Source organism: Paraburkholderia sp. J11-2 (assembly GCF_905220185.1).
Classification (GTDB): Bacteria; Pseudomonadota; Gammaproteobacteria; order Burkholderiales; family Burkholderiaceae; genus Paraburkholderia.
Map to the genome: position 1 here is coordinate 107,478 of NZ_CAJMYY010000019.1, position 26,729 is coordinate 134,206.

At 65.2% G+C, this 26,729-nt stretch carries 24 protein-coding genes and 1 tRNA gene; 9 read left to right on the forward strand and 16 right to left on the reverse strand.

Annotated features, from left to right (window positions below):
* Positions 1–14: 14 nt before the first annotated feature.
* The 6 genes from mhpT to U5A57_RS25520 form a co-directional block, all read right to left on the reverse strand.
* Positions 15–1,262, reverse strand: a complete 1,248-nt coding sequence (gene mhpT, locus U5A57_RS25495) for a 3-(3-hydroxy-phenyl)propionate transporter MhpT (protein WP_321914402.1) — start codon at positions 1,260–1,262, stop codon at positions 15–17.
* A 95-nt stretch (positions 1,263–1,357) separates the two neighbouring features.
* Positions 1,358–2,383, reverse strand: coding sequence for a 4-hydroxy-2-oxovalerate aldolase (gene dmpG, locus U5A57_RS25500; protein WP_321914403.1), 1,026 nt, complete (start codon positions 2,381–2,383; stop codon positions 1,358–1,360).
* A 4-nt stretch (positions 2,384–2,387) separates the two neighbouring features.
* Complete coding sequence (locus tag U5A57_RS25505) at positions 2,388–3,338, reverse strand: acetaldehyde dehydrogenase (acetylating) (protein WP_321914404.1); 951 nt, start codon at positions 3,336–3,338, stop codon at positions 2,388–2,390.
* Positions 3,339–3,351: 13 nt separating this feature from the next.
* On the reverse strand, positions 3,352–4,140 hold the full coding sequence (gene mhpD, locus U5A57_RS25510; RefSeq protein ID WP_321914405.1) for a 2-keto-4-pentenoate hydratase: 789 nt from the start codon (positions 4,138–4,140) through the stop codon (positions 3,352–3,354).
* 29 nt (positions 4,141–4,169) lie between these two features.
* Positions 4,170–5,114 carry a 3-carboxyethylcatechol 2,3-dioxygenase gene (locus U5A57_RS25515; RefSeq protein ID WP_321914406.1) on the reverse strand — a complete coding sequence of 315 codons (945 nt, stop codon included), beginning with the start codon at positions 5,112–5,114 and terminating at the stop codon, positions 4,170–4,172.
* Positions 5,115–5,116: 2 nt separating this feature from the next.
* Entirely contained in the window at positions 5,117–6,967 is a 1,851-nt protein-coding gene (locus U5A57_RS25520) for a bifunctional 3-(3-hydroxy-phenyl)propionate/3-hydroxycinnamic acid hydroxylase (RefSeq protein ID WP_321914407.1), read from the reverse strand.
* A 192-nt stretch (positions 6,968–7,159) separates the two neighbouring features.
* Between U5A57_RS25520 and U5A57_RS25525 the strand changes: the two genes are divergently transcribed.
* A complete protein-coding gene (locus U5A57_RS25525) occupies positions 7,160–7,963 on the forward strand; it encodes a DNA-binding transcriptional regulator (protein ID WP_321914408.1) in 804 nt (267 codons plus the stop codon).
* On the opposite strand, the gene hcaR is transcribed toward U5A57_RS25525, so the two are convergent.
* Positions 7,960–8,838: a DNA-binding transcriptional regulator HcaR gene (gene hcaR / locus U5A57_RS25530; RefSeq protein WP_321914409.1), complete on the reverse strand. Its 879-nt coding sequence runs from the start codon at positions 8,836–8,838 to the stop codon at positions 7,960–7,962. The two genes, U5A57_RS25525 and hcaR, sit on opposite strands and share 4 nt — an antisense overlap.
* 123 nt (positions 8,839–8,961) lie before the next feature.
* Here hcaR and hcaE point away from each other — a divergent pair, with 123 nt between their 5' ends.
* The 7 genes from hcaE to U5A57_RS25565 all read left to right on the forward strand — a co-directional run bounded on the left by hcaE (position 8,962) and on the right by U5A57_RS25565 (position 14,598).
* Positions 8,962–10,317 carry a 3-phenylpropionate/cinnamic acid dioxygenase subunit alpha gene (gene hcaE, locus U5A57_RS25535; RefSeq protein ID WP_321914410.1) on the forward strand — a complete coding sequence of 452 codons (1,356 nt, stop codon included), beginning with the start codon at positions 8,962–8,964 and terminating at the stop codon, positions 10,315–10,317.
* A complete protein-coding gene (hcaF, locus tag U5A57_RS25540; protein ID WP_321914411.1) occupies positions 10,314–10,868 on the forward strand; it encodes a 3-phenylpropionate/cinnamic acid dioxygenase subunit beta in 555 nt (184 codons plus the stop codon). The genes hcaE and hcaF overlap by 4 nt, the downstream gene beginning before the upstream one ends.
* Before the next feature lie 2 nt (positions 10,869–10,870).
* A complete protein-coding gene (hcaC, locus tag U5A57_RS25545) occupies positions 10,871–11,191 on the forward strand; it encodes a 3-phenylpropionate/cinnamic acid dioxygenase ferredoxin subunit (protein WP_321914412.1) in 321 nt (106 codons plus the stop codon).
* Positions 11,191–12,006: a 3-phenylpropionate-dihydrodiol/cinnamic acid-dihydrodiol dehydrogenase gene (gene hcaB, locus U5A57_RS25550; RefSeq protein ID WP_321914413.1), complete on the forward strand. Its 816-nt coding sequence runs from the start codon at positions 11,191–11,193 to the stop codon at positions 12,004–12,006. The genes hcaC and hcaB overlap by 1 nt, the downstream gene beginning before the upstream one ends.
* A 12-nt stretch (positions 12,007–12,018) precedes the next feature.
* On the forward strand, positions 12,019–13,245 hold the full coding sequence (hcaD, locus tag U5A57_RS25555; RefSeq protein WP_321914414.1) for a 3-phenylpropionate/cinnamic acid dioxygenase ferredoxin--NAD(+) reductase subunit: 1,227 nt from the start codon (positions 12,019–12,021) through the stop codon (positions 13,243–13,245).
* Positions 13,246–13,344: 99 nt separating this feature from the next.
* Positions 13,345–13,421 (forward strand) — tRNA-Val (locus U5A57_RS25560).
* Between the two features lie 214 nt (positions 13,422–13,635).
* Complete coding sequence (locus tag U5A57_RS25565) at positions 13,636–14,598, forward strand: TauD/TfdA family dioxygenase (protein ID WP_321914415.1); 963 nt, start codon at positions 13,636–13,638, stop codon at positions 14,596–14,598.
* Positions 14,599–14,613: 15 nt separating this feature from the next.
* On the opposite strand, the gene U5A57_RS25570 is transcribed toward U5A57_RS25565, so the two are convergent.
* Positions 14,614–15,891 carry a D-amino acid dehydrogenase gene (locus U5A57_RS25570; protein ID WP_415774659.1) on the reverse strand — a complete coding sequence of 426 codons (1,278 nt, stop codon included), beginning with the start codon at positions 15,889–15,891 and terminating at the stop codon, positions 14,614–14,616.
* A gap of 143 nt (positions 15,892–16,034) precedes the next feature.
* Positions 16,035–17,666, reverse strand: coding sequence for a methyl-accepting chemotaxis protein (locus U5A57_RS25575; protein WP_321914417.1), 1,632 nt, complete (start codon positions 17,664–17,666; stop codon positions 16,035–16,037).
* Between the two features lie 346 nt (positions 17,667–18,012).
* Here U5A57_RS25575 and U5A57_RS25580 point away from each other — a divergent pair, with 346 nt between their 5' ends.
* Positions 18,013–19,236: a YeeE/YedE family protein gene (locus U5A57_RS25580; protein WP_321914418.1), complete on the forward strand. Its 1,224-nt coding sequence runs from the start codon at positions 18,013–18,015 to the stop codon at positions 19,234–19,236.
* A gap of 108 nt (positions 19,237–19,344) precedes the next feature.
* Here U5A57_RS25580 and U5A57_RS25585 read toward each other — a convergent pair whose 3' ends face one another.
* The 7 genes from U5A57_RS25585 to U5A57_RS25615 form a co-directional block, all read right to left on the reverse strand.
* The gene (locus tag U5A57_RS25585) at positions 19,345–19,932 is read right to left on the reverse strand and encodes a YSC84-related protein (protein ID WP_321914419.1); all 588 of its coding nucleotides are present in this window, start codon (positions 19,930–19,932) and stop codon (positions 19,345–19,347) included.
* A 197-nt stretch (positions 19,933–20,129) separates the two neighbouring features.
* Positions 20,130–21,071, reverse strand: a complete 942-nt coding sequence (locus U5A57_RS25590; protein ID WP_321914420.1) for a DUF2950 domain-containing protein — start codon at positions 21,069–21,071, stop codon at positions 20,130–20,132.
* Between the two features lie 26 nt (positions 21,072–21,097).
* Positions 21,098–22,555, reverse strand: coding sequence for a DUF3300 domain-containing protein (locus U5A57_RS25595; RefSeq protein ID WP_321914421.1), 1,458 nt, complete (start codon positions 22,553–22,555; stop codon positions 21,098–21,100).
* Between the two features lie 237 nt (positions 22,556–22,792).
* Positions 22,793–24,151, reverse strand: a complete 1,359-nt coding sequence (locus U5A57_RS25600; RefSeq protein WP_321914422.1) for a TAXI family TRAP transporter solute-binding subunit — start codon at positions 24,149–24,151, stop codon at positions 22,793–22,795.
* A gap of 127 nt (positions 24,152–24,278) precedes the next feature.
* Positions 24,279–24,713 (reverse strand): MarR family winged helix-turn-helix transcriptional regulator, encoded by a 435-nt coding sequence (locus U5A57_RS25605; protein WP_321914423.1) that lies wholly within the window; start codon positions 24,711–24,713, stop codon positions 24,279–24,281.
* Between the two features lie 50 nt (positions 24,714–24,763).
* Complete coding sequence (locus U5A57_RS25610; RefSeq protein ID WP_415774660.1) at positions 24,764–25,957, reverse strand: thiolase family protein; 1,194 nt, start codon at positions 25,955–25,957, stop codon at positions 24,764–24,766.
* A 154-nt stretch (positions 25,958–26,111) separates the two neighbouring features.
* Positions 26,112–26,648 (reverse strand): carboxymuconolactone decarboxylase family protein, encoded by a 537-nt coding sequence (locus U5A57_RS25615; protein ID WP_321914424.1) that lies wholly within the window; start codon positions 26,646–26,648, stop codon positions 26,112–26,114.
* Between the last annotated feature and the right edge of the window lie 81 nt (positions 26,649–26,729).

The following is a 26,729-nucleotide window of genomic DNA, read 5'->3' on the forward strand; positions in this document are numbered from 1 at the left end:
TCTCCCCTTCAAATTCATGCGCCCTGAGCGCCCAATGCGCCGCGCTGCCTGAATGCGCCCACCACGCTCAGCGCGGCAAGCGCCGCGATCACAACGAGCGGAATGCTCGAGCCCACCAGCATCGACGGGCTCTGACCGAGTGCGAACAACTGGCCCGCCACGAGCGGCCCGAGAATCGAACCGAGACGTCCCACGGCCACGGCTGCGCCCACGCCCGTGCCGCGCACTTCCGTGGGATAGGCATGGCCTGCGAGTGCGTAAAGCACCGACTGGCCACCCACGATAAAGAAGCCGCACAGCAGGCCGCCCACGGCCGTCGAGCCTGCACCGCCCGCGCCCGCGAGGACGGTGAGCGCCACCACAACGCCGATGTACATGCCGATCACCGTGCCGCGGCGGCCGAAGCGATCCATGATCGTTGCGATCGCAACAGCGCCAATACCGCCGCCGATGTTGAACAGCATCAGCACGAGGTTCGACTGCACGCGCGTGAGGCCGCGCGCCAGCACCATCGAGGGCAGCCAGTTCATCAGGAAGTACAGCACGATCAGCGTGCCGAGGTAGCTGATCCACAGCGCGATGGTCGTACGTGCGCGGCCCTCGCGCCACAGCGCTTGCGCCACGCTCGGCGCACCTTCCTTCACCATCTTCGAAGCCTGCGTAGCCACGAATTGCTGCGACTCGCGCAGGAATGCGCCGAGCAACGGCACCATCACGATCGGACCGAGGCCGCCAACGTAGAACACGTGGCGCCAACTCGCGTCCCCCGTGCCGAGCATGCCGATCACGGCGGCGATCGCCGCGCCGAACGGCATGCCGCAGTACATCGCGCCCACCGCCGTGCTGCGCTGCTGCTCACCCGCTGCCTCCGCGCACAGGGCGATCAGGTTCGGCATGGCCGCACCGAGACCGAGACCCGTGAGCAGACGCGCGACCAGCAGGCTTTCGAAATTCCACACCATGGTCGTGGCGAGCGAGAACAGCCCGAACAATGTGACCGACCACATGAGCACGCGCTTGCGGCCGAAGCGGTCGGCAAGCCGCCCGCCCAGCGCCGCGCCCGGCAAGAGGCCAATCGCACCCGCGCTGAACGCCCAGCCCATTTGCGCCACGGCGAGATGAAACTCCTTCGCCATGCGCGGTCCCGCGACACCCGCCGATTGCAGGTCCAGCCCTTCGAGCAGCGCAACCGCCAGACACAGGGCAATGGTTGCCTTGCTGCTCGTTGCACTTCCTCCAGCACTACTGTTTCGCGACGTCATAAAAAGTCTCCGTATGTATAAGCAAGCCACTCTTTCCGGCGGCTATATGTGGCAACGCCGCACATCACCCGAAAGGCGATGCGCGGCGCGCTTGATCAGGACTGCAATGCTTCCTGGCGCTTCTTCAGATCGAGCGCCACGTCGACGATCATGTCCTCCTGGCCGCCCACCATCCGGCGCTTGCCCAGTTCGACGAGAATGTCGACCGTCTTCAGGCCGTACTTCTTCGCGGCCACTTCCGAGTGGCGCAGGAAGCTCGAATACACCCCCGCATAGCCGAGCGCGAGCGTTTCGCGGTCTACGCGGACCGGGCGGTCCTGCAGCGGGCGCACGATGTCGTCGGCGGCATCCATCAACGTGTAGAGATCGGTGCCGTGATTCCAGCCCATGCGTTCCGCCGCGCCGATAAACACTTCGAGCGGCGCATTGCCCGCGCCCGCACCCATGCCCGCAAGCGATGCATCGATGCGGTCGCAACCTTCTTCCACGGCCACGATCGAGTTCGCCACGCCCAGCGAGAGGTTGTGGTGCGCGTGCATGCCCGTTTGCGTTTCGGGTTTCAAAACGGCCTTCACTGCGCGAAAGCGGTCACGCACGTCATTCATCGTGAGTGCGCCGCCCGAATCGACCACGTAAATGCAGGTCGCGCCGTAGCTTTCCATTTTCTTCGCTTCGACAGCGAGGTTTTCCGGCGTGGTCATGTGGCTCATCATCAGGAAGCCCACCGTGTCCATGCCCAGTTCGCGCGCGTATTCGATGTGCTGCTTCGAAATGTCGGCTTCCGTGCAATGCGTGGCAACGCGCACCACGCGCGCGCCCGCGTTGTACGCGGCCGTCAGGTCGTGAATCGTGCCGATGCCGGGCAAGAGCAGCGTCGCGATCCTGGCGTGCGTGACGACGTCGGCCACGGCCTCGATCCACTCGAGGTCGCTGTGCGCGCCGAAGCCGTAGTTGAAGCTCGATCCTTGCAGGCCGTCGCCGTGTGCGACTTCAATGCTGTCCACTTTCGCCTTGTCCAGCGCGCGAGCGATATCCTGCACGTTCTGGATCGAGTACTGGTGGCGGATTGCATGACTGCCGTCGCGCAGCGTCACGTCGGAGATATAGAGTTTCTTGCTCATCGCTTTACGCTCCTTGTACGCTCAAGAGCGTTTGCGCCATGCGTTCGGCGGTGGCCAGCGCGGCGGAAGTCATGATGTCGAGATTGCCAGCATAAGCGGGCAGATAATGCGCGGCGCCTTCCACTTCGAGAAACACCGAGGTCTTCAGGCCGCTGAACTTGCCAAGGCCCGGAATGTTGAGCGGCGCGCTCGCGGGAATCTCGTCGAACTGCACCTTTTGCTTCAGGCGATAGCCCGGCACGTAGGCGTGCACCTTCGCGGCCATCTCTTCGATGGATTGCTCGACCTTCTCGCGGTCGGCCATTTCGGAAAGCGTATACACCGTGTCGCGCATCATGACCGGCGGCTCGGCCGGATTCAGCACGATGATGGCCTTGCCCTTCGCGGCGCCGCCCACCACTTCAATCGCTCTCGAAGTCGTTTCGGTGAACTCGTCGATGTTGGCGCGCGTACCGGGGCCAGCCGACTTGCTGCTGATCGAAGCGACGATCTCCGCGTAGTGGACCTTCGCGACGCGCGACACAGCGGCGACCATCGGAATCGTGGCCTGGCCGCCGCACGTGACCATGTTGACGTTGAGCGCTTCGATATGCGCATCGATGTTCACGACCGGCACGCAGTACGGGCCAATCGCGGCAGGCGTGAGGTCGATCACGCGGATCGACGGCTTGAGCGTGCGCAGCAGCGCGTCGTTCTTCACGTGTGCGCCAGCGCTGGTCGCATCGAACACGAAGTCGATGTCGTTGAACACCGGCAGGCGCGTGAGGCCGACCACCCCTTCGTGCGTGGTCGCGACGCCCAGACGCGCCGCGCGTGCGAGGCCATCGGAGTTCGGGTCGATGCCGACCATCGCCGCCATCTCCAGATGCTGGCTGTTGCGCATGATCTTGATCATCAGATCCGTGCCGATGTTGCCGGAGCCGATGATCGCGGCCTTGAGTTTTTCGGAAGCCATATGAATTCCTGTATCAGGCGGAGAAAGTCGCGCGAACGCTGCCGAGGCCTTCGATCTGCGCGGTATAGGTGCCGGGTTCCTTCACGGCGACCATGGGCCCAAGCGCACCCGTGAGCACCACGTCGCCCGCACGCAGCGGCGTGCCGAGTTGAACCATGCGGTCTGCGAGCCACACGGCGGCGTTGAGCGGATTGCCGAGACACGCGGCGCCGTTGCCGCGCGAGAGCACAGCGCCCTCGCGCGAAAGCTCCATCGCGCAAGCGGTCAGGTCGATCTGCGAGAGCGGCACCGGGCGGCTGCCCACCACGAAGCGCGCGCTCGAGGCGTTGTCGGCCACCGTGTCGACGAAGCGGATGTCCCAGTTCTGGATGCGGCTGTCCACCACTTCGATAGCCGCCAGCGCATAGGCGCTCGCGCGCAGGATATCGACGAAGGTGTGCTTTTCGAACGTGAGGTCGTACTCCAGCACGAGCGCGATTTCCGCTTCCACCTTCGGCTGGATCAGTTGCGAGAGGGGAATGGCTTCGGCGTCGCCGTAAGCCATCGACGCGAACAGCGCGCCGAAGTCGGGCTGATCCACGCCCAGTTGCTTTTGCACCGCAAGCGACGTGAGGCCGATCTTGCGGCCCACAATGCGCTCGCCGGCCGCCACGCGCAGGTCGACGTTGGCTTGCTGCACCGCATAAGCGGTGGCGATATCATCGATCGCGATCTCGCCGCGCACCGGCTCGATCACGTTGCGCGACGCTTCCGCCTCGCGCAGGCGCGCAGCGAGTGCCGCGGCGAGTTTCGAATCTGACATGTTGATTCTCCGGAGTCCGTATTGATCGATCAAGCCGCGTCGGGCGTGGCGTGCATGGTGGCAAAGCCCGCGATCCACTCGGGAATTTCGCGGTAATAGTCCAGCGTCGCGCGATACGGGCCGTAGGCGGCCAGTGACCCGAACGCCGCAACCCACGTGCGGATTTCATGGGCCGACTTGCCGCCATCACGCGTAATGGCCGCGTTCGTCATGCCGTCCACGGACGTCAACTCGCCCGATTCAAGGCGCGCGAGGAACGCGCGGTCCCATTCGGGGTTCAGCGGATGCAAATGGCTGTCGCCCGCGGTGAACGACTTCGCCGCGGCCACGGTGCGCGCCTGGCGCGCGGCACGCGAGTCGGCCGTCGGGTTGCGGCCCGCGATCAAACGTTCTGCCACTTCGGGCGTCGCGCCGCACAGTTCCGGCACCGGCGGCTCATGCGAAATGCCGCCCGAGCCCACCACGAGCACGCGCTTGTCGCCGCGCGAGAAGAAGCGGCCAATCGCGTCGCCGAGCAAACGCGCGCGGCGCAGCGTCGCCATGGGCGGCGCCACGGAATTGATGAACACGGGAATGACCGGGTAGCGATCCAGGCCGCCGGTGAGCACTTCCAGCGCCTGCGCGCAGCCGTGATCGACTTGCATGCGGTACGAAAGCGCTACGTCGATATCGGCTTCGAGCACGTTTTCGGCGAGCTTGTGCGCGAGGTCTTCGGGCACCGGCAGCGTACCGGCCATGCTCTTGAAGTCGCCGATGGCCTCGGCACGCGCGCCGATGCAGAACGGCGGCATCACGTCATAGAAGAAGCCGTTGTAGTGGTCGGGTGCGAACGCAACGATCAGGTCGGGGTTGAACGCTTCCACGCGTTCGCGCGCGGCGCGGCCTACGCGTTCGACCTCCTCCACCACTTCGGGCAGCGGATCGAAATAGCCGTGCAACGGCGTGTGCGAAAGACATTCGAGGTGAATCGGCATGCTCATGCTCCTGCTGTGCGCGCTACGGCTACGCCGCGCACGGGACGGTTTTGCGGGGCAGCGGCGCTCGCCTCATGAAAGGCGGCTTCGGTCATGCCGAGCTTGCCCGCGAGTTCGACGATCGAGTCCGATACCTGTTGCGGCGTGCACACGCCCGCAACGAAGCGGTCCGGACGCAGCAGCACCACAGACTCGGGCAGGCGGCTGAACCACTCCTTCAGGCGGCCCTGCACGTCGCCGAGCGCGAGCACACCCTCGGGCACGTCGTCGGCGTATTCGAGCTGCACGTCGGGCTTCGCGAAGATAAAGCGCGCACCCAGTCGCTCCCACAGCGCGCGAGCCTGCGGCGTAAGGCCGAAAGTCGGGTCCGCGCCCCAGGCGAGCACCGCAAAGCCGTTGCCGATCGCGTCGTCGAGGCGCACCACGCGGCCATCGGCAAGACGCACGCGCGGCTGAATGAACATGCGGCCCACGGGCGAAGCCGCGAGCGGATCGCGACCATACGCGAGACGGCCGATCAGCGAGTCGCGCTTCTGGCTCATCAAGCCGAGCAGGCGGCCCGGCGCCGAGTTGCCCGAGCGCTCCAGCAGGCTTGCGAGCCAGCCACCCGTTTTCTGCGGCGGCGGCAGCAGCACGACGCCCGCTTCATAGCGCGGCATCGGCTTGAAGCGCATTTCCACGAAGTAGCGCTTGACCGAGGGGAATACATTCATCCAGCGCACGAACGTGTCGCGAAAGCGCGCGCCAAAGCGCGTGGTGGGCGCGAAGATATCGCCCGCCACTTCGGAGAGGTGGATCATCGAGCGCGCATGCGCACGGCGCTCCACCGTATAGCTGTCGAGCAGGCGGCCGTCGGCCTGGCCCTTCGCGACCATCGCGAGCTTCCAGCCCAGGTTGTTCGCGTCGCGAATGCCGCTGTTGTATCCCTGCCCCTGCCACACGGGCATGATGTGCGCAGCGTCGCCAGCGAGCAAAACGCGGTCCACGCGGAACGTTTCGGCCAGGCGCGCGTTGTGCGTGTACACGCGCTTGCGGATGTAGTCGACCTTGTCGGGGTCGGCCACCACCTTGCGGATCAGCGCGGCCATGTTCTCGGGCTTCGAGAGTTCTTCTTCCGTCTCGCCCGGCATCACCATGAATTCGAAGCGGCGAATGCCATGCGGCAGCGCAGCCGACACATACGGGCGCTGATGATCGCAATGCATGTAGATATGCGGCGAGCCGATCGGATCGTTGCGCACGTCCACCACGATCCATTGATTCGGCTTCGTGCGGCCTTCGAACGGCACATTGAGCGCGCGGCGCACGAAGCTGTTGCCGCCGTCCGCGCCCACGAGGTACGCCGCACGGATCGAGCGGCGCTCGCCGTTCGCATCGCTCACATCGATCGTCACGCCCTGCGTGTCTTGTTCGAATGCGTTGACGGCGTGGCCGAACAACACGTTCACATGCTCGAAGCGCGCGAGCCCTTCATAGAGCACGCGGTCTGCAAGCGGCTGAATGAACGCGTTGCGGCGCGGCCAGCCGAACTCGTCGGTGCGCGGCTCGATCGAGGCGAAACAATGGCCGTCCTTCGTGACGAAGCGCATCCAGTGGTCGGGCGTAGTGTGCGGCAGCAGCGCGTCGGCCAGGCCGATCGACTGGAACACGCGCAATGCTTCGTCGTCCAGACCAATCGCGCGCGGGTAGTCGATGATCTGGTCGAGCTTCTCGACGAGCGTGACACGCACGCCTTGCAGGCCGAGAATGTTGGCGATCATGAGGCCGACCGGACCCGCGCCGATGATGGCGACGTCGGTGGCAATCTGGCGAGGGCGGACGGTATCCGCCGCGTGGGCGAGGGGGGTGTTCATGTGTCTCCTTCTCGCGCGGCTTATGGAACCGCTGCGGATGCTGACAGGGGGTGCCTGAAAACGGATCACCCGGTTGGACGTTTTGTCACAGTCCGGTGAATGGAAGCGAGTCTAGGTTCCGCCCGATGTGCGCTCAACATTTTTAGAGAAATGTGCATAGAATGCACACAGTTGATTTTTAAGGCATTTTCGATGACGAAGTATGCAAACGTGCGGGGTCTGGCGCGCGGCCTGCAGGTGCTCCAGGCGCTCAACGCCATGGAGAACGGGCGCGCCACGAGCCAGCAACTGAGCGAGGCAACCGGTCTGCACCGCACGACAGTGAGGCGCCTGCTGGAAACCCTGGTAGAGGAGAAGTTCGTGCGCCGCAGCGCTTCCGACGACAGCTTTCGTCTGACGATGAACGTACGCGGCCTGAGCGAAGGCTTCACCGACGACGAGCTGATCGCGACCATCGCGCCGCCGATCATGGCGCAAATGCTCCAGCGCACCGTGTGGCCATCGGACCTCACGACGCCCGATGGCGACTCCATGGTGATCCGCGAGACCACGCACCGCTTCAGCCCGCTGTCGTTTCACCGAGCGATGGTGGGCCGCCGCTTGCCGATCCTGCTCACAGCGGCGGGGCGCGTGTACTTCGCCATGTGCCCCGAGGCGGAGCGCGAAGACATTCTCGAACTATTGCGCGCCGGTGCCGGCGGCGAACAGCAGCAAAAACTCGCCAGCGACAAGGCCTTTATCCGCAATCTCGTGCGCCAGACCCGCGCGGACGGCTTTGGCTCGAACCATGGCGACTGGGCGGACCAGCGCAAGATCGGTGCGCTCGCAACGGCTATCGAGGCGCACGGACGCGTACTCGCGAGCCTGAACGTGATCTACCTGGAACAGGCCATCAATCCGGCCGAGGCGGTGCGGCGCTTCGTGCCCGAGCTGCAGCGCGCCGCGCAGGAAATGGTGACGGCGCTGGAGGCGCAGGAGGAAAACGCAAAGCGCTAAGCCTCGTTCTCGCGCACGAGTTCGAACAATGCTTCGAGTTCCGCTGCATGCGGCTCCTTGCGCGACACCATCAGCAAGTCGATGGTGGGCGGCTCGCCTTCGAGCGGGCGCGTGCAGATCGCGCTGCTCGTGAGCGACGAGACATATGCGGGCAGCAATGCGTACCCCAGCCCCATGCCCACCAGGTTCAGATTGAGCAGAATATTGGTCGCGACCTGAGCCACCTTGCGCTCGATGCCCTGCGCCTCGCAATACGCCTCGACCACGCTGTGCACCTGCCCCGAAAACTGCGGATGCGTGCTGATGAACGGCTCGCCGCTCAATTGCGCCGGCGCGATGCGCTTTTGCTTCGCGAGCGGATGAGCGCTCGGCAGTACCACGACCAGCGGCTCGGTGAGCACGACTTCGCTGCGCAATTCCGGCGAAACAACGGGCCGCCGCATGAACGCCACGTCGATATCGCCGCGCAATAGCGCGTCTTCCTGCTCGGCCGTTGGCAGACTGCGCAACTCGACATTCACGTCGGGAAAGCGCAAGCGCAAACGCGGCAAGATCACCGGGAAAACCCGGATCTCGGCCGCGGGCACGAAACCAATCGTCACCGTCGCGCGCCCCTGCCCCACCTGACGCGCACGCACCACCGCGCGATCGGCCTGCGCCACCACGAGCCGCGCCTCGGCGAGAAACACCTTGCCCGCGTCGGTCAGTTCCACCTTGCGGCGCGTGCGCTCGAAGAGCGGCGTGCCCACTTCGTCTTCGAGATTGCGGATCTGCTGGCTCAGCGAGGGCTGCGCCGTGTGCAGACGCTGCGCCGCGCGCGTGAAGCTCAGCTCGTCGGCGACGGCAATGAAATAGCGCAGGTGTCTCAGTTCCATGCTCGAGTTATCGTTTCGAAGTCTTAGTGGCAACAAACAAAATATTTCACAAGGGTAAAGCGAGCAACGATCATCCGTCTGCATTCCCACCAAAAAGGCAATGCTGCCACGGAGGAGACTCGCATGTCCGCAATCATCGACATCGATGCACTCGTCGACGCGCAAAATGGCCGCGTCACGTCGTCCATCTATACCGACCCCGACATTTACGCGCTCGAACTCGAGCGCATCTTCGGCCGCTGCTGGCTGTTCCTCGCCCACGTCAGTCAAATACCGAAAGCCGGCGACTTTTTCAATACCTACATGGGCGAAGACCCCATCGTCGTGGTGCGTCAGAAGGACGGCTCGATCAAGGCCTTCCTCAATCAGTGCCGCCATCGCTCGATGCGCGTGAGCCACGCCGATTGCGGCAACACGCGCGCGTTCACCTGCCCGTATCACGGCTGGTCGTACGGCGTGGACGGCGCGCTCATCGACGTGCCGCTCGAACCGCGCGCGTATCCGCAGGGCCTGTGCAAGGAGAAATGGGGCTTGCAGGAAGTCACGCGCGTGGCTGTCTACAAGGGCCTCGTGTTCGGCAACTGGGACGCCGGCGCACCCGACCTCGAGACCTATATGGGCGACATCGCCTGGTATCTGGACGGCGTGCTCGACCGCCGCGAAGGCGGCACCGAGATCGTGGGCGGCGTACACAAGTGGGTGATCGACTGCAACTGGAAGTTCCCCGCGGAGCAGTTCGCGAGCGACCAGTATCACGCACTCTTCACGCACGCTTCCGCCATCGAAGTGCTTGGTGCGAAAGAAGGCGCGAGCGACAAGGCGCTCGGTGCGGGCCAAACCGCGCGCCCCGTGTGGGAAACCGCCAAGGACGCGCTGCAGTACGGACAGGCGGGCCACGGCAGCGGCTTCTTCTTCACCGAGCAGCCCGACGCGAACGTTTGGGTGGACGGTGAAGTCTCGCAGTACTTCCGCGACACCTACGCCGAAGCCGAAGCGCGCCTCGGCAAGGTTCGCGCGATGCGTCTTGCGGGCCACAACAACATGTTCCCCACGCTTTCGTGGCTCAACGGCACGGCCACGCTGCGCGTGTGGCACCCGCGCGGCCCGAACCAGGTGGAAGTGTGGGCGTTCTGCATTGCCGACAAGGCCGCATCCGATGAGGTGAAGTCCGCTTTTGAGCGCAGCGCGACGCGCGCGTTCGGGCCTGCGGGGTTTCTCGAACAGGATGACTCGGAAAACTGGGCCGAAGTGCAGAAAGTGCTGCGCGGCAGCCGCGCGCGCAAAACGAAGCTCTGCCTCGAAATGGGTCTCGGCAACGAGCGCCTGCGCGAAGACGGCATACCTGGCATGACGAACTACATTTTTTCGGAAACGGCCGCGCGCGGCATGTACCGCCGCTGGGCCGACTTGCTGGCTTCCGAAACGTGGGACGAAGTGAACGAGCGCACCGCGCACTACGAGGCGGAGGTGCTTAAATGAGCGAAGTCGCCGAACTTGAACCGGTGTTTGCGCCCGCGCGCGTGGGGCTCGAACTGCATCACGAAATCGAGCAGTTCCTCTTTGACGAAGCCGCGTTGCTCGACGGCTGGCGCTTTCGCGCGTGGCTCGACCTCATGTCGAAAGATGTCCGCTACACCATGCGCACTACGGTCAACGCGCAAACGCGCGACCGTCGGCGTGGCGTGCAACCGCCCACCACGTGGATCTTCAACGACACGCACTTCCAGCTCGAACGCCGCGTGGCGCGCCTCGAGACCGGCATGGCGTGGGCGGAGGAGCCGCCCTCGCGCACGCGCCATCTCGTGACGAATCTGCGCGTGCTCACCACCAATACGCCTGGCGAATACGAGGCACACGTGAACTACGTCCTCTACCGCTCGCAGAAGGAGCGCGACGAGACGTTCTACGTTGGCCGCCGCATCGACCGCGTGCGCCGCGTGGAAGGCGCCCAAGGCTGGCAGGTGTGCAACCGTGAGATCACGCTCGACCAGGCTGTGCTCACTTCCCATAACCTGAGTGTGCTTTTCTGATCATGGCCCGTATTTTTGTTTGCCAGGACGAAGCGTTGTCCGATGGCGAAGCGATCAAGGTGGACGGCCCGTCCACCGCGATCGCCGTATTCAAGGTGAATGGCGAGCTGTTCGCGCTGAACGACCGCTGCTCGCACGGCAACGCTTCGATGTCCGAAGGGTATATCGAAGACGACGGCACGGTCGAATGTCCGTTGCATGCCGCGCGCTTTTGCTTGAAGACCGGCGCGGCGCTGTGTCAGCCCGCGACCGAACCGCTCAAAACCTTTCCTGTCACGCGCGTTGATGGCGAAGTTTTCGTCGACGTTCCGGAGGCCGCCTGATGAACTGGCTCGAAAACGAAGTAGCGTTGATCACGGGCGGCGGGTCGGGACTCGGGCTCGCACTCGTCGAACGCTTTCTCGAAGAAGGCGCACGCGTGGCCGTGCTCGAACGCTCGGCGGAGAAGGTCGCGGCGCTGCGCGAACGCTTCGGCGCGCAGCGCGTGGTTGCCGTGCAGGGCGACGTCACCTCATACGCCGACAACGAGCGGGCCGTGAACGCCGCCGTCGAAGCATTTGGCAAGCTCGATACCTTCATCGGCAACGCAGCGATCTGGGATCACGCTTCGAGCCTCGTCGACCTCTCGCCGGCGCAACTCGACAGCGGCTACGAAGAGCTTTTCTCGATCAACGTGAAAGGCTATCTGCTCGGCGCGAAAGCGGCCGCGCGCGCGCTCATTGCGAGTGAAGGCTGCATGATCTTCACGCTCTCGAATTCGTCGTTCTATCCGGGCGGCGGCGGTCCCTTGTACACGGCGAGCAAGCATGCGGCCGTGGGCATCATCCGCCAGCTCGCCTATGAACTTGCGCCCAAGGTGCGCGTGAATGGCGTCGGCCCTTGCGGCATGGCGAGCGATTTGCGCGGTCCCGTTTCGCTCGGCCAGCAGGACCTGCGCATCATGGACTCGCGTTCGCCCGAAGCGATTGCGAGCATCTTGCCGCTGCAGTTCTTTCCGCAGCCTGCCGATTTCACGGGTCCCTATGTGATGCTCGCCTCGCGCGCAAACAATCGCGTGCTGAGCGGCGTGATGATCAACGCGGACGCCGGCCTCGGCATTCGTGGCATCCGTCACGCGGCGGGCGGGCTGCATCTCTAACGGGAACGCATCATGAACGCAACGACCATCGTCATCGTCGGCGCGGGCCAGGCGGGCGCGCTCGCCGCAGCCGAACTGCGCCAGCAAGGCTACGCGGGCCGCGTCGTACTGATCGGCGAGGAAGCGCACGCGCCCTATGAGCGGCCGCCGCTTTCGAAAGACGTGCTGCTGCAGCCGCAAACCGCGCGCTGCGCGATTCACGGCGAGGGCTACTACGCGGAGCACAACATCGCGTTGAAGCTCGGCGTGGCGGTAACCGCGCTCGATGCGCAGGCGCGCATCGTGACGCTCGCAAATGGAGAATCGATCGCCTTCGACGAACTGCTGCTCGCCACGGGCGCGCGCGTGCGCCGGTTGCCGATGCTCGATGCGCTTGGCGAGAGCGTCTACACGCTGCGCACGCTAGAGGACGCGCAACGCCTTCTACCCGTGCTGCAAAAGGGTAAGCGCGTGCTGCTGGTGGGCGCAGGCGTGATCGGCCTCGAACTCGCTTCGAGCGCGATCGATCTCGGCGCGCAAGTCACGGTGATCGAGCAGGCGCCGCGCGCGATGGCGCGTTGCGCTCCACCGCTGCTCACCGACCACCTGTGCGATGTGCATCGTGCGCGCGGCGTGACGCTGCATCTGGGCTCGCCACTCTCGTCGGCGGCACGCGAGAACAACGACATCGTGCTCACGCTCGAAGACGGCACGCGCATAAGCGGCGACGCGGTGATCTACGGCATCGGCGTCGAGCCCGAAACCGCGCTTGCACAGGCGGCGGGGCTGCACGTGAGCAACGGCATCGTGATCGACGCGCAGTGCCGCACTTCGCACCCGCATATCTACGCAGCCGGCGACGCCGCCAGCCAGTGGGACGCGGCAAGCGGGCGCCATCAACGCCGCGAAACGTGGGAGAACGCGAACCGCCAGGCGCAAACGGCGGCGCGCGCGATGCTCGGCCTCGCGCCCGAGACACATGAAGCCGATTGGTTCTGGAGCGATCAATGCGGCCTGAACATCCAGTTCACCGGCGACATGGCCGCGCCTGAATGGCTCGCGCGCGGCACCCTGGAGGCACCGCCTTGCGTGCTGTTCGGTCTCGACGGCGAAGGCGCGCTGGTCGGCGCGATTACGGTGAACCAGGGCCGCGACATGCGCAGCGCCAAGGCGTTGATCGGCAAACGCGCGCGTATTGCCCGCGAATTGCTCGCCGATCCAGCGCAGAACCTGCGCAATCTGGCGCGTGAGTTTGCATAGGGGTTCGAGCAGCAGCGTGCCCCAAAACACGCCGTTTCGCCCGATTCGAGAAAAGCGCTTGCAAGCTCACGCGAGTGTCTCTATAATTCGCGCCTCGACAGGCTCGTAGCTCAGTTGGTTAGAGCACCACCTTGACATGGTGGGGGTCGTTGGTTCGAATCCAATCGAGCCTACCAACGAACATGCAGTAAAAAAGCCGTACCTTGCAGCAACATTGTGAATGACGCACTCCCTCGCGGGTCTGCGTCATTTTCTTTTGGTGCGCGCTAATCACACGCGCAACTATTGATAGCGCGCCACCACGCACTTAGCTTCGCAGAAATCGTCAGTTCTTCTCGCAGCGCTTCGCTGCTTGAATGGATGTTCCACGTCCAGCCGAGGAGACTTTCGATGTCCGACGTTCAAACGCAGCGCCCCGCCGTTTCCGTTCCGTCCGCGCATCTGCATTCCGCCAGGGATCAACACGCCGATACCCCGCTCGACCTCCATCAGGTCGCGGGCCGCATTGGCGCGCGTATCGACGGCGTGCGTCTTCACGCCGATCTCGACAGCGCTACGTTCGACGCCATCAACGCCGCCCTGCTGCGTCACAAGGTACTGTTCTTCCGCGGCCAGCAGCATCTCGACGACGCCTCGCAAGAAGCCTTCGCGCGGCGCTTCGGCGAGACGGTCGCGCACCCCACGGTGCCCTCGGTGGAAGGCGGCAGCCTGCTGGAACTGGATTCGCTGCACGGCGCGCGCGCGAACTCGTGGCACACCGATGTCACCTTCGTCGACGCCTACCCGAAAGTCTCGATCCTGCGCGCCGTGGTGATCCCGCCATTTGGCGGCGACACGGTGTGGGCCAACACGGCCGCCGCCTATGCACACCTGCCCGAGCCGCTGCGCGCGCTCGCCGACACGCTCTGGGCGCTGCACACCAACGCCTACGATTACGCCTCCACACACGCGAACGCCGACAGCGCGCAACTCAAGCGTTACCGCGAAGTCTTCACGTCGAAGCTCTACGAGACCGAGCACCCGGTGGTGCGCGTGCATCCGGAAACGGGCGAGCGCACGCTCGTGCTCGGCCACTTCGTGCAACGCCTCAAGGGCCTCTCATCGTTCGATTCGGCGCATTTGCTGCAGGTATTCCACGAACATGTCACGCGACTCGAAAACACGGTGCGCTGGAGCTGGCAGGAAGGCGACGTCGCGATCTGGGACAACCGCGCGACGCAGCACTACGCGATCAACGACTACGGCGACGCGCGACGCATCGTGCGGCGTGCAACCGTGCGCGGCGAAGTGCCGGTGAGTATCGACGGACGCTCGAGCGTGGTCGTGCGCGAGGAAGGGGCGACGCTTCAATAACCCCTCAATGGCGAATCAGCGGCCCGGCGCAAAGGCGTCGCCATCGATCGGCAGTTCGCGCTGCGCCAGCAAATCGGCGAGCAGTTGCGCGCTGCCGAGCGCGAGCGTGAAGCCCAGCGCGCCGTGCCCCGTGTTGAGCCACAGGTTGCGAAAGTGCGTGGCGCCGATCACGGGCTTGCTGTCCGGCGTGGCGGGACGCATGCCGGTCCACGTCTGAATGGCGTCGTAGTCGCCCGCATTGGGGAAGGTTTCGCGCGCCTGGCGCGTGAGCAGCGCGATGCGGGCTGCGTCGGCGTGCGGGTTCATGCCCGTGAGGTCGACCATGCCCGCAATGCGCAGGCGCTCGCCGAGCGGCGCATAGACGACCTTGTGATGCGCGTCCGTGACGGAGACGCGCGGCGCGCCCTGCGCGTTCGCGTTGGGCAGCGTGAGGCTGTAACCCTTGAGCGGATACACGGGCACGTGCACGTCGAGCGAGGCAAGCATCGGCTGGCTCTGGAAACCCAGGCACACCACGAAAGCGTCGGCTTCGATGTCGCCTTGCGAGGTTTGCGCGGCCAGCACGCGCAGCCCTTTCGTTCGCAGTCGAGAGAACTCGGTGGCGAGTTGCAGGTTCACGCCGTCGCGCTGCGCCGCGTGTGCGAGGCCGCGCGTGAACTGATCGCAATCGGCGGCCTCCTCGCCTGGCGTGTGGATGCCGCCCACGATCTCGCCGCCGATATGCGCAAGCGCGGGCTCGAGCGCCACGCATGCCGCACCGTCGAGCGCATGCTGCACGCAGCCTAATTGCGCCTGGTATTGCGCCTGGCGGCGCGCGCCATCAAAGCCTTCCCGATCGCGATACACCACGAGCTTGCCGTTGCGCACGTAGTCGAACGAAAGGGCTTCGCGCTCGACGATTTCGTGCATGAGACGCTGGCTCAGAAAGCCGAGGCCGAGCAGTTCAGCCGTAGTCGCGCGGCTGCGTGCGCGCGTGCAGGCGCGCAGGAATGCGGCGCACCAGCGCCATTGGTGAGGGTCGAGCCGCGGCACGAAGCGCAACGCGGCCTCGCGCGAGAACAGCCATTGCGGCAGCTTTGGGAGCACCGAAGGGTCGGCGAGCGGCGCGACGTAGCTGTAGCTGAGCTGGCCGCCATTGGCGTGGCTCGTTTCGCGCGCCACATCGGCATGGCGTTCGACGAGCGTGACCTCGTGTCCATCGCGGGCCAGCGCATACGCCGTGCTTACGCCAATCACTCCACCGCCCAAAACGCAAACTCGCATGTTCCGTTGTTCTCTTTCGCAGACGGCCAAACCCGAACGGCCTATGCCGCCAGTCTCGCCGGGAACGCTGGGGAACTCAATTGCGATTTGCGCGCGGGGTATAACCTCAGGTTAAAGCGTAAAGCCCGCGAAAGTTGCCCTTGCAACGGCAAGGACAACCCCTAATGCCAAGCTCAGGCGAGTGCTGGCGCGCCGCCACGCGCTGCGCGCGTGTCCGCCTCGGCAGTCTGCGCCGGTCGCGCGAGCGCCTGCCCCGCACCGCCCAGATTGAACACCGCCACGGCCGCCCGCAGCAAATCGGCCTGCGATTCGAGCGACTGCGCAGCCGCCGCCGCTTCCTCCACGAGCGCCGCGTTGCGCTGCGTGACCTCGTCGATCTGCGCAATTGCGCGGTTCACCTGCTCGATGCCGTCGCTCTGCTCGTGCGTCGCGGTCTCGATCTCGCCCATGATCCCGCTCACGCGCGCCACCGCATCGCGCGCCTCGTCCATGGTGCGGCGCGCGTCTTCCACGAGGCGCGCGCCCGCGCCAACGGTCGCCGCCGAGGCCGCGATCAGTTCCTTGATCTCCTTGGCCGCCGTGCCCGAGCGCTGCGCGAGGCTGCGCACCTCGCTCGCCACGACCGCGAAGCCACGCCCCTGCTCGCCCGCGCGCGCCGCCTCCACCGCCGCGTTGAGCGCGAGAATGTTGGTCTGGAACGCGATGCCTTCGATGATGCCGGTGATCTCCTCCACCTTCTGCGACGAAGCCGTAATGTCGCTCATCGTCGCGTTCACGCGGGCCACCACCTCGGCGCCGCGCGTGACCGTTTTGAGCGCGGTCTGGGCGAGCCCGCTCGCTTCCTTCGCGCCATCCGTGTTCTGGCGCACCGCGGCCGAAAGCTCCTCGATGCTCGCCGCCGTTTCTTCGAGCGCCGCCGCCTGCTGCGCCGTGCGGTCCGAGAGATCGACGTTGCCAGACGCGATCTGCTTCGCGCCCTGCGTGATTTCGTGCGTGCTGGCGCGCACGCGCGAGACCGTGCCCACGAGCCCGTTGCGCATGGTCTGCAGCGCGCTCAGCAACTGGCCCATTTCGTTCTTCGAGCGCACCCGCACATCCACCGTGAGATCGCCCGCGGCGATGCGCTCGAAGTGGCGAATCGCATGGTTCACCGGCTTGACCACGGCGGCGGCGAGCCCCACGCGCGCAATCACGCCAATCGCCACGCCGACCACGCCGATCAGCCCAAACACGATGAGCGACATGCGAAAGCGCTGCGCGGCGGTGTCGGCATCCCGCTGCTGACGCGCGGTCTGCCAGTCTTCGAGCGCCTCGATGGCCTTCGCGTAGTCGCCGTAATAACGGTCGGCGGTTTCGCCCTGGATCGTGCGGAAGGTGTTGAAGTCGTTGTCGACGAGCGACTTGTACTCGGGCTCGAGCGCCTGCGAAACAAGCGCCTCGCGCGCGCGGCTCACGGCCTGGGCGAGGCGCGCCTCTTCGGGGTCGTCGAACGGGCCGGCGCTGTAGAGCGCGAACTCCTTGTTCGAATTCACGAGCACCTGGTGCGCCTTGTCGAGCAAGCCGTCCGTGGCCTTGCCGACGCTGAAGAGCGTCTCGTAGCCACCGAGCGCAAGGCGCACCTGGAGCAGGCGCTCGGAACTGGTCTTGAGCGCGTCGAGCGCCTGCGCGCCGCGCTGGGCGTCATGCAGGCTGTCGTTGGTGATCTTGAGCGCGCCATACGACACGCCGATCACCGTCAGCAGAAACGCGACGAAGATACCGATAACGAGCGTGAGCCCGCGGCGAATGGTGATATTTCCCAGCATGAGGTCTCCGTGGCGTTTTTTTATCTTCCAGCCGATGCGAATCTGCGCGGCCCGACGCGCCTTCGCACCTCGTCTCGCCTAACGGCAGACGATGCACGGCGCTGGATAGGGGAAATCCATGATGCCTGCATGGCTACGCGGGCTTTGGCGAGGCTTCGTCCCAATGGGTGGGAAAGCCCGTCTGGCAAAGGTTTGCGGCGATGTCTCGCGGCTTCGCGCGGGCCAGGGGAAGTCGGCCTGCGGGCTCTGTCAGACCAGGTTGCGAATCGTGCTATCGTTTTGCTTTCACCGATTGTTTTTCCTGGCCGCTTTCTTCCTGGCCGCTTTTTCTCGCGGCCCTGCTCCCATGTCCGACCTCTCCACGCCGCTCGCGCCCGCGCCGCGCCGACTCGACTCCATCAATCCCAAGCCGCTGGGCATCGCGCTCTTGCTCGTCGCGCTCGGCGCGGTGTATCTCGCGCAGACCGTGAGCGCACGTCAGGCAGCGCTCTACGTAGTCGGCGCGCTGCTCGGCATGACGCTCTATCACGCGGCGTTCGGCTTCACTTCCGCGTGGCGCGTGTTCATCGCCGACGGCCGCGGCGCCGGTCTGCGTGCGCAGATGGTCATGCTCGCCATTGGCGTGCTGCTGTTTTTCCCGGCGCTCGCGGCAGGAACGCTCTTCGGCCATTCGGTCACGGGCCTCGTCTCGCCCGCGGGCACATCGGTCATCGTCGGCGCGTTCATGTTCGGCGTGGGCATGCAACTGGGCGGCGGCTGCGCCTCGGGCACGCTCTATACCGTGGGCGGCGGCAGCACGCGCATGGTCGTCACGCTCGTCGCCTTTATCGTGGGTTCGGTGGTCGCCACCGCGCACATGCCGTTCTGGACGTCGATGCCGCAATTGAAGCCGTTCTCGTTTGTGAACGCGCTCGGCGCCGCGCCCGCCATCGCGCTCAACCTCGTGGTGTTTGCGCTCATCGCCGCGCTCACCGTGGTCGTCGAGAAGCGCCGCCACGGCCGCCTCGTCAACGAGCCGCGCGCGCCGCACACCTCGCCGTGGCTGCATGGCCCGTGGCCGCTGCTGGCCGGCGCTGTCGCGCTCGCGATCCTCAACTTCGCGACGCTCGCGCTCTCGGGCAGGCCCTGGGGCGTGACCTCGGCGTTCGCGCTGTGGGGCGCTAAAGGTTTCGCTGCGCTCGGCGTCGACGTCGCGAGCTGGAAGTACTGGATGGCCGGCCCGAACGCCGCCGCGCTCGCCGCCCCGGCGAGCCACGATGTGACCACCGTCATGGACATCGGCATCGTGCTCGGCGCAATGGCCGCGGCGTCGCTCGCGGGCCGCTACGCGCCGGTGTGGCGCATCCCGCTGCGCTCCCTCATGGCGGCCGTGATCGGCGGCCTGCTGCTCGGCTATGGCGCGCGCCTCGCGTACGGCTGCAATATCGGCGCGTATTTCAGCGGCATCGTCTCAGGCAGCCTGCACGGCTGGCTGTGGCTCGTGTGCGCGTTCGCGGGCAATGTGCTCGGCACGAAGCTGCGCCCCTTGTTCGGCCTCGAAGTCGAGCGCGTGAAGAACACGGGTTGCTGAAGCGGCGTGCGGCTGCGCCGGTTCTAGCCGCCAGGAAACGACAAAGGGCAAGGCTTAACGCCTTGCCCTTTTTACATGATCCGGCGCTTTTTACCGGAACGTGCGGCGTCAGATATTCAGACGCGTGACCTTGGTGCCCGCCAGCGAGACATCGGCCATCAGGCCCGCGTTGGTCAGCACGAAGGCCTCCACCGGATGCGTGGCCGTGTTGGTATCGATCACGCCGTTCGCGCCCACGGTCACGAGCGCGACCGAAGCGTCGGCGCCCGCGGCCCAGCCATCCGTCGCGCGGAATTTGTCGAGCGCGTCCTGCGTCATGAAGGCGAAGATGAGCGCCTTCGACTGCGCGCCGGCCTGCAGACCGAACGAGCCCGACGCGGTGCTGTAGTAGCCGACGGTCGCGCCACCCACACGCAACGCGCCCTCGCCATACTGCGCGCCGACGATGAAGCCGGCTTGCAGCACTTCGGGGAACACCAGCACGCCGCGCGATTTCGCAAGAAGCTCGTGCGAGCCCTTCACGGTCGAAAACAGCCGCGAGAGCGTGCCATCCACAGACGCGTCGATCGACTGGCGCTTGGACATGTTCTGCGACGCCGTGGAGGTCGTATCCGTCGTCGTGGTACAGCCTGCGAGCGTGAGGCCGCCCGAGGCAAGGGTCACCGCCGCCGTTAGCATGAAGTTGCGTCGTTGCATTTGGTTATCTCCACACGAATGAGAGTGCGGGGAAGTTCGAGCAAGCCGCATGCCCGACCTCTCCGCTTCCGTTGGCCAAAGCCCGCTTCGGGCGACAGCCACGTCGCCGTGGCTGGATTGTGCCCGAATTTCGCGTGAAGCGTCTGTCAGAGAACGACGTCAGTAATCATGCCTTCCGGCGGACGGCGAATTGCCTCTCAGGGTTTGGTGGCCTGCCAGGACGAGTCGGGATCGAACGCCTTGATCGCCTCCGCCGTATGCGCGCCATTCGGCCCGAGATTCTTCTGATAGAGCTGGCCGTCCTGGTTGATGATGAAGCTCATCACGCCCGTTTTGCCGTATTGCGCAGGCCAGGCCACGAGCGCAAAACCGCCGCTCAGATCGCCATTGTCGACGTAGCTGCGCGCACCACCGCTGGCGTGCGGCCCCTGCGCGGTGAGAATGCGGAAGTGATAGCCGTGATATCCGTCCTTCGGCGTGATCTTCGCATTGCCCGGCATGGCTGCCGCGAGTGGTCCGAGCGGACTTTCGGCCTCGCCCGGCTCGACCGGCCAGTACAAACCGTCGTGCTTGCCCGGCGTGCTTACGAGCCGCTGCGCGTAGTGCTGCGTGAGCTTGCGATAGTCGTTCTGCGCGTCGACGTAGGCGAGCGAGGTGAGCATGGCTGCACGCTCGTTGCGGCCAAGGCGGCGCGTGAGAATTTCGCTCGCGCCTTCACGCGGGTCGAAATGCCAGCCCTTGCCCGACTGCACGAGAGGGATAGGCAACGTCCAGCCACTGTCGCCCACTTCGACGTGAGCGCTCGCCTTGCCCGCAACCGGCGTGGCGTCGGGCACGACACGATGGCCCTTCGCCCAGGCGCCAAGGTAGTCGTCGATATCGTCCTGACCGATGTTCTGCGTGGGGATGAACGTGGTGAAGTCGCTGCCGAGCACGTGCTTCATGGCGCCCTGGTCGTTGGTCGCGAGTGCGTCGGTGAACGCGTTCGCGGCAGCTTCGGGCGTGGCGAAGACGGCTTGTGCGTAAGCGGCGCCGCCGAACGGGGCCGGCAGCAACGCGGGCGCGCCAAAAAGCGCGAGTGCCGTGCCGAGCGCGAGCGCGTAGTCGTGCGGCAGGCGGCGTGCGGAAATGCGGATCATTTCTAGACTCCTCATGATATTCAACGTTATCGACGGCCGAAGTGACGTCCGCCGCCACCCCCGCCACCGCCGAACCCGCCGCCACCACCACCGCCATGGAAGCCGCCGCCGCCACCGCCACCACCGGCATGGAAGCCACCGCCACCACCGCCGCCCTGGAACGCGGTGCGGCTTTGCTGACCGCGCTGCTGATCGAGGCGCGCATTGGCGCCGTCGCCGGCGCCGCGTAACGCGTTGTCGCGATTCGTGTTCTGCGCACGGTTGTTGAGGTCGTTGCCACGGTTCGAGTTTTGCCCGCCGTTCTGCCCGCGGTTGTTCAGCTCGTTGCCACGGTTCGCGTTTTGCCCGCCGTTTTGCCCACGGTTGTTGAGTTCGTTGCCACGGTTCGCGTTTTGCCCACCGTTCTGCCCGCGGTTGTTCAGTTCGTTGCCACGATTGCCGTTCTGCCCGTTAGCGCCGCCGGCATTCGGCCGGCCGCCTTCCTGGATGCCCTGCAACCTCTGTTGGGCATTGCCGCTCATGTTTTCGCCGGTGCGGTTCTGCAAGGTCTGCATGGCCTGCTGGCGCGACTGGTCATAGCCGCGGTACTGGTTGCGCTGGCCGTTCAGGTTCGCGTTGTTGTAGTTCTGCCGACGCTCGACATTGGTGTTGCGATTCCAGTTCGCCGTACCGCTGGTCGAGTTGATGCGGTTATTGACGTTGATGTTGTTATAGCGATTGACGTTGATGTTCACGTCATGGTTGTTCCAGTTGAAGCCGCCCCACAACGAGTTCGCGACCGCGATGCCCGCACCGAACGCGAGCCCGCTCACGAAACCCGAGGCAATGGCATACCCCGGAGGCGGCGGCATATACACGGGCGGATAGGCCGGATACGGCCACGCGCCATAGACCACCGTGGGGTTATAAGTGGGCACATAGACCACCTGCGGATTCGCAGGCTCGATCACGATGGTCTGCGTGGTCGTGGTGCCCGAAGCCGGCTGGACCACGACCTTCTGCTGCTCGTTGGACTTGAGGTTGCCCGCCTTCTGGGCCTGCACGCGCAGGCGCTGCACGGAGTCCATCACGTCATTGGGCTGCGCGAGAAACGCGTTGCCGATTTGCTGAACCCAGTCGGGCTTCGACGCCATGGTTTCGAGCACTTGCGGGAACGCCACGAGCGACTGCACGCTCGGGTCCCAAGGCTCGGAGGCCACGGCCTTCACTGCGTCGTCGCCCTTGAGATTCGGGTTGGACTTCGTCCACGCGGCGGCGGCGGACACGTCTTGCGGGAACGTGGCGGCCATGAGCACCTGCGCGAGCAGCGCGTCGGGATAGAGCGCGATAGGCGCGGTGAGTGAGTCGAGCTGCTGGTTGGAAAGATGCGCCGCGTTCTGCGCAAGCGCGGCAGTGGGCCCAAGCGGCCCCACGAAAAGCGGCGCACCCGCGAGTGTGGCACACACGAGCCATGCAAGGCGCTGGCTTGCACCGGATGTTTTCACGTTACAGTCCTCCCGGTTACGAACAGTGGTTCTGATATGCGTAGCGATGGAATATTCGCAAACCTCTCACTACTAGCCGCGAACGGCACAATCTCCAAAACGCTACGGCGTGCTACACAAAAATAAAGGGGCGAGACTCGGGGTGTCAATGGAAGATATGTTTCAACACCATGGTTACGCGACGTGCATCAATACGAGCGAAAGCAGCGTTGACAGCAACGATATCGCGAATGCCAATTAGACCGCGTTCGAGTGCGACTGCGACTCGTTTGCACTCAAATGCATACGCACGAAGCCCACGTGTTCGCGCAGCACGTAGAACGCGTCAGCGTACGCAAGCGGCATGCGCAGCGTGTTGAGCGAACGTTCGATCTCATCGAGTTCCTCGACCAGCGCGCGACGCTCTTCTTCGTTCGTATGCTTGAGCGCGTCGCGCTCGATGGCGATGAGCGCGCCGTAATAGCGATAGATGCGCGATCGCACGCGCCAGCGATACAGCGCCGGTATCGTGCGCAATGCGGGAATCACGAGCACGGCCAGCGGCAACAGCAGCACGAGCAAGCGGTCCGTCACGCTCGCAAGCCAGAACGGCAGCGCGCGATAGAGAAAGCTCTTGCCCGACTTGTAATAGCGCGTGGCGTCCTCGCTCACGCGGAAGTCGTGCACCGCCGGGTTCGGAAACTGGCCTTCTCTCTGCAGCAGTCCAGGCGCGCCGTTCACCTCGCCCGCCGCTTCGATAAGCAGATCGGAGAGCGCGGGATGCAGCGTGTCGCGCGCGACGAGTTCGACGGTCGGGCCGATCAGATGCACGGTTTCGCGTGGCTGGCGCCGGCGCAAATCGAGCACGCCAGGCGGCAGGTCGACGTCCTCCAGGTACGGAAAGAGCCGCGTGTAGGCAGCCGCTTCGCCAAAGCTCATGACCGAGATGCCGGGAATGTCGAGCAGGCGCAACATGAGCGCGCGCGTGGTCGAGTCGCCGCTCAGCATGGCGGCTTCGACGCGGCCTGAGACGAGCGCCGTGGCCGCGTCCATGCCGTCGAGCGGCAGGAAGGTGGAGTCGCCGCCCGGGTCGATGCCATTCGCGGAGAGCAGCTTGAGCGCAAGCTCGCGCGTGCCGCTACCCACGCGGCCAATGGCGATGCGCATGCCGTTGAGGTCGGCGAGGCGCGTGAGACCCGAGCCGCGATAGAACACGATGATAGGCAGATATGCCACGCTGCCAAGCGACATGAGCGAGCGTGTGTCCACACCGTCGGCCACGCCGCCCTGCACGAAGGCGAGGTCCACGCGTTGCTTCGGATCGAGCAGGCGCTGCAGGTTCTGCACCGAGCCGTCCGATTCGAGGATCTTGAGCTTCACGCCGTTGCGCGCGAGGATCGCGCGATAGGCTTGCGCCATCTGCATGAAGGAACTGTCGGCAGGGCCCGCGCTGATCGTGATCGTGCGCGGCGGCGCGGGGTCGACGAGCCAGAGGACAAGACCGACGACCACCGCGCAGAACAGGGCCACGGGCAGCGTCGTCAACGCAATATCGCGCCAGGCTGGGTGCGCGTGGTCACGCAGAAAGTTGGGCGGCGGCGGTCGATATCGTCTCATGAGAACCCGGCGGCAAAGCGTCAGACTCCTGGGATGCTCATGATGCCATTTTCGCGCCAGATCTGATCGCTGGCGTGGCCGCCTTGCCTGAAGGGCTTACGAAACGCGTGCTTGCGTAAGTGGAGTGTCAGCCCGCTGCCGCTTTCGTGAGTGCGAACAGTTCGGAGCGCAACGCTTTCGCGCGGTCGCGCTTCATGTACTGCTCGAACTCGGCCTGCGCTTCGAGCCATAACGCGTGCGCCTTGTCGTAGCGGCGCAAGCCCGCAGCCGATAGACGGTAGACCAGCGTGCGCGTGTCGTGCTCGGCCGCCGCCGTGAGCACGAGGCCGTCGCGCTGCAACGGCTTTAACGCGCGCACGAGCGTCGTGCGGTCCATCACGAGGTCGTCGGAGAGTTCGGCGGCCGTGGCGTCGGGCCGTCCCGCGAGGCGCGAGAGGATGGTGAACTGCGCGGCCGTGACGTCCGCCTGCGAGAGGTGCCGCTCATAAAGCTGCGTGACGAAACGTGCCGCCTGCCGCAGCGCAAAACAGTTGCATTCCTCGCGTGTGATCCGCTTCGTCATCGTGTTCCCCGCCTGTATCCCAGTCCAGTTCGCCTCACGTGGCCCGGCCATCATACTTTCTCAAGCGCGAGCGCGATACCCTGGCCGCCACCGATGCAAAGCGTCACGACGCCGCGACGCAGCCCGTCGCGCTGCATCGACCATGCGAGACGCGTGGTGAGAATCGCGCCCGTCGCGCCGATCGGGTGGCCATGCGCGATCGCACCGCCTTCCACGTTCACGATGTCCTCGGGAATGCCAAGTTGCTTCATGACCGCAAGCGGCACCGCCGCGAATGCCTCGTTGATCTCGAAGCGATCGACATCGGCAAGCGACCAGCCTGCGCGTGCCAACGCGAGTTGCACGGCGGGCACGGGGCCAAGGCCGAACATGCCCGGCTCCACCGCCGCCACGCCCCACGCCACGAGCTTCACCATCGGCGAAAGTCCCTCGCTTTCAGCGAAGCCGCGCTCGGCCACGAGCATCGCGCTCGCCGCGCTGTTCAGGCCCGGTGCGTTGCCCGCCGTGATCGTGCCGTCCGGGCGAAACGCGGGGCGCAGCTTTGCAAGCGCTTCGAGCGTCGTGTCGGGGCGCGGCGCTTCGTCGGTATCGATGCGCTCCATGCCCTTCTTGCCCTTCACTTCCACCGCGGCGATTTCTTCCTTGAAGCGCCCCGCCGCTTGTGCGGCAGCAAAGCGCTGTTGCGAACGCACGGCCCACTTGTCCTGCTCGGCACGCGTGAGCGCGGACTGCGTCACCAGGTCTTCCGTATGCCAGCCCGAATGCTGGCCCGAAAATGCATCGACGAGACCATCGCGCAGCATGCTGTCGTGAATCTCGGCGTTGCCCATGCGATAGCCCCAGCGGCCGCCGTCCAGCAGATACGGCGCGCGGTCCATGTTCTCCATGCCGCCCGCGAGCGCAACATCGGCAAGACCCAGCATCACCTCCTGCGCGGCGCTCGCAATGGCTTGCGCGCCTGAGCCGCACACGCGGTTGACCGTGAGCGCGGGCACCTGAACCGGCACGCCGCCGCCAAGCTCGGCCTGACGGGCAGGATTCATCTTGTTGCCCGCCTGGATCACGTTGCCGAGCACCACGGAGCCGAGCCGCGCGGGATCGAGCTTCGCGCGCGCGAGCGTTTCGCGCACGGCCGCCGCGCCTAGCTCCGTGGCGGGAACGCCCTTGAACGCACCGTTGAAACCGCCAATTGCCGTACGCACCGGCTGGCACAAAACGATCTCGCGCGAATTCAGCTTGCTCATGGACAACTCTCCTTTGATGTACGCCGTTCCACTTACATTCTAAGTATGCATATGCACACTTTCAAACGATTTTGTCGAACATGCGCTCGCGTGCGCTGGCACGATTGATGTCGTGTCCAGCGCACGCGGGGTGGGTAAAACTGTTGCCGTTACATTACGGCGCGGCCGGAAAATCCAGCGTCGTATCGTTGATGCGGTTCACGAGGTTCGTGAACGTAATCGACGTCACGGCGAGCGCAATTTCCACGATCTGGCGCTCGGTATAACCGGCTTCGCGAATGGCGCTCACTTCCGCTTCGGGCACCGTGCCGTGCGTGGTCACCAGCAGGCGAACGAAGTGCACGAGCGCGTCGCGCTTTGCATCGCCGGTCGCGTCTCCTGCGCGCACCGCCTTCATCGTATCCGGCGCGAGGCCTGCGAATTTGCCCGCCAGCGTGTGCGCCGCAAGACAGTAATCACAGCCCGCCACTTCGCTCACCGCGAGCTTGATCGCTTCGACGTCGGGCTTGGACAGTGTGCCAGCGGCGATCACGGCTTCGACGTTGAGCAGCGCGCCCAGCGCTTCGGGGCTATGTGTGCCGATCGTGGCGTACGCGTTGGGCACCTTGCCCACGGCCTTGCGGATCTTCGCAAAGATTTCGGCGGCGGCGCCGGTAGCGGCTTCAGGCTTGACGGCGGAAAGACGGGACATGTTTTGCTCCTTTAACGTTGCATGGTCGCGAACGGGTGTCTGTGTCGCGTTGCCATCGTCGATGGCATGGATGCAGTGTAT

Bases quoted from the DNA above. Each gene is read 5' to 3' on its own strand.
- U5A57_RS25580 (WP_321914418.1), top strand. From the start codon at position 18,013: ATGTCCGACCTCTCCACGCCGCTCGCGCCCGCGCCGCGCCGACTCGAC.
- U5A57_RS25615 (WP_321914424.1), bottom strand. From the start codon at position 26,648: ATGTCCCGTCTTTCCGCCGTCAAGCCTGAAGCCGCTACCGGCGCCGCC.
- hcaB (WP_321914413.1), top strand. From the start codon at position 11,191: ATGAACTGGCTCGAAAACGAAGTAGCGTTGATCACGGGCGGCGGGTCG.
- U5A57_RS25565 (WP_321914415.1), top strand. From the start codon at position 13,636: ATGTCCGACGTTCAAACGCAGCGCCCCGCCGTTTCCGTTCCGTCCGCG.
- hcaC (WP_321914412.1), top strand. From the start codon at position 10,871: ATGGCCCGTATTTTTGTTTGCCAGGACGAAGCGTTGTCCGATGGCGAA.
- hcaE (WP_321914410.1), top strand. From the start codon at position 8,962: ATGTCCGCAATCATCGACATCGATGCACTCGTCGACGCGCAAAATGGC.
- U5A57_RS25585 (WP_321914419.1), bottom strand. From the start codon at position 19,932: ATGCAACGACGCAACTTCATGCTAACGGCGGCGGTGACCCTTGCCTCG.
- hcaF (WP_321914411.1), top strand. From the start codon at position 10,314: ATGAGCGAAGTCGCCGAACTTGAACCGGTGTTTGCGCCCGCGCGCGTG.
- U5A57_RS25515 (WP_321914406.1), bottom strand. From the start codon at position 5,114: ATGCCGATTCACCTCGAATGTCTTTCGCACACGCCGTTGCACGGCTAT.
- hcaD (WP_321914414.1), top strand. From the start codon at position 12,019: ATGAACGCAACGACCATCGTCATCGTCGGCGCGGGCCAGGCGGGCGCG.
- mhpD (WP_321914405.1), bottom strand. From the start codon at position 4,140: ATGTCAGATTCGAAACTCGCCGCGGCACTCGCTGCGCGCCTGCGCGAG.
- U5A57_RS25600 (WP_321914422.1), bottom strand. From the start codon at position 24,151: ATGAGACGATATCGACCGCCGCCGCCCAACTTTCTGCGTGACCACGCG.
- dmpG (WP_321914403.1), bottom strand. From the start codon at position 2,383: ATGAGCAAGAAACTCTATATCTCCGACGTGACGCTGCGCGACGGCAGT.
- U5A57_RS25525 (WP_321914408.1), top strand. From the start codon at position 7,160: ATGACGAAGTATGCAAACGTGCGGGGTCTGGCGCGCGGCCTGCAGGTG.
- U5A57_RS25590 (WP_321914420.1), bottom strand. From the start codon at position 21,071: ATGATCCGCATTTCCGCACGCCGCCTGCCGCACGACTACGCGCTCGCG.
- U5A57_RS25610 (WP_415774660.1), bottom strand. From the start codon at position 25,957: ATGAGCAAGCTGAATTCGCGCGAGATCGTTTTGTGCCAGCCGGTGCGT.
- U5A57_RS25575 (WP_321914417.1), bottom strand. From the start codon at position 17,666: ATGCTGGGAAATATCACCATTCGCCGCGGGCTCACGCTCGTTATCGGT.
- U5A57_RS25605 (WP_321914423.1), bottom strand. From the start codon at position 24,713: ATGACGAAGCGGATCACACGCGAGGAATGCAACTGTTTTGCGCTGCGG.
- hcaR (WP_321914409.1), bottom strand. From the start codon at position 8,838: ATGGAACTGAGACACCTGCGCTATTTCATTGCCGTCGCCGACGAGCTG.
- U5A57_RS25520 (WP_321914407.1), bottom strand. From the start codon at position 6,967: ATGAACACCCCCCTCGCCCACGCGGCGGATACCGTCCGCCCTCGCCAG.
- mhpT (WP_321914402.1), bottom strand. From the start codon at position 1,262: ATGACGTCGCGAAACAGTAGTGCTGGAGGAAGTGCAACGAGCAGCAAG.
- U5A57_RS25505 (WP_321914404.1), bottom strand. From the start codon at position 3,338: ATGGCTTCCGAAAAACTCAAGGCCGCGATCATCGGCTCCGGCAACATC.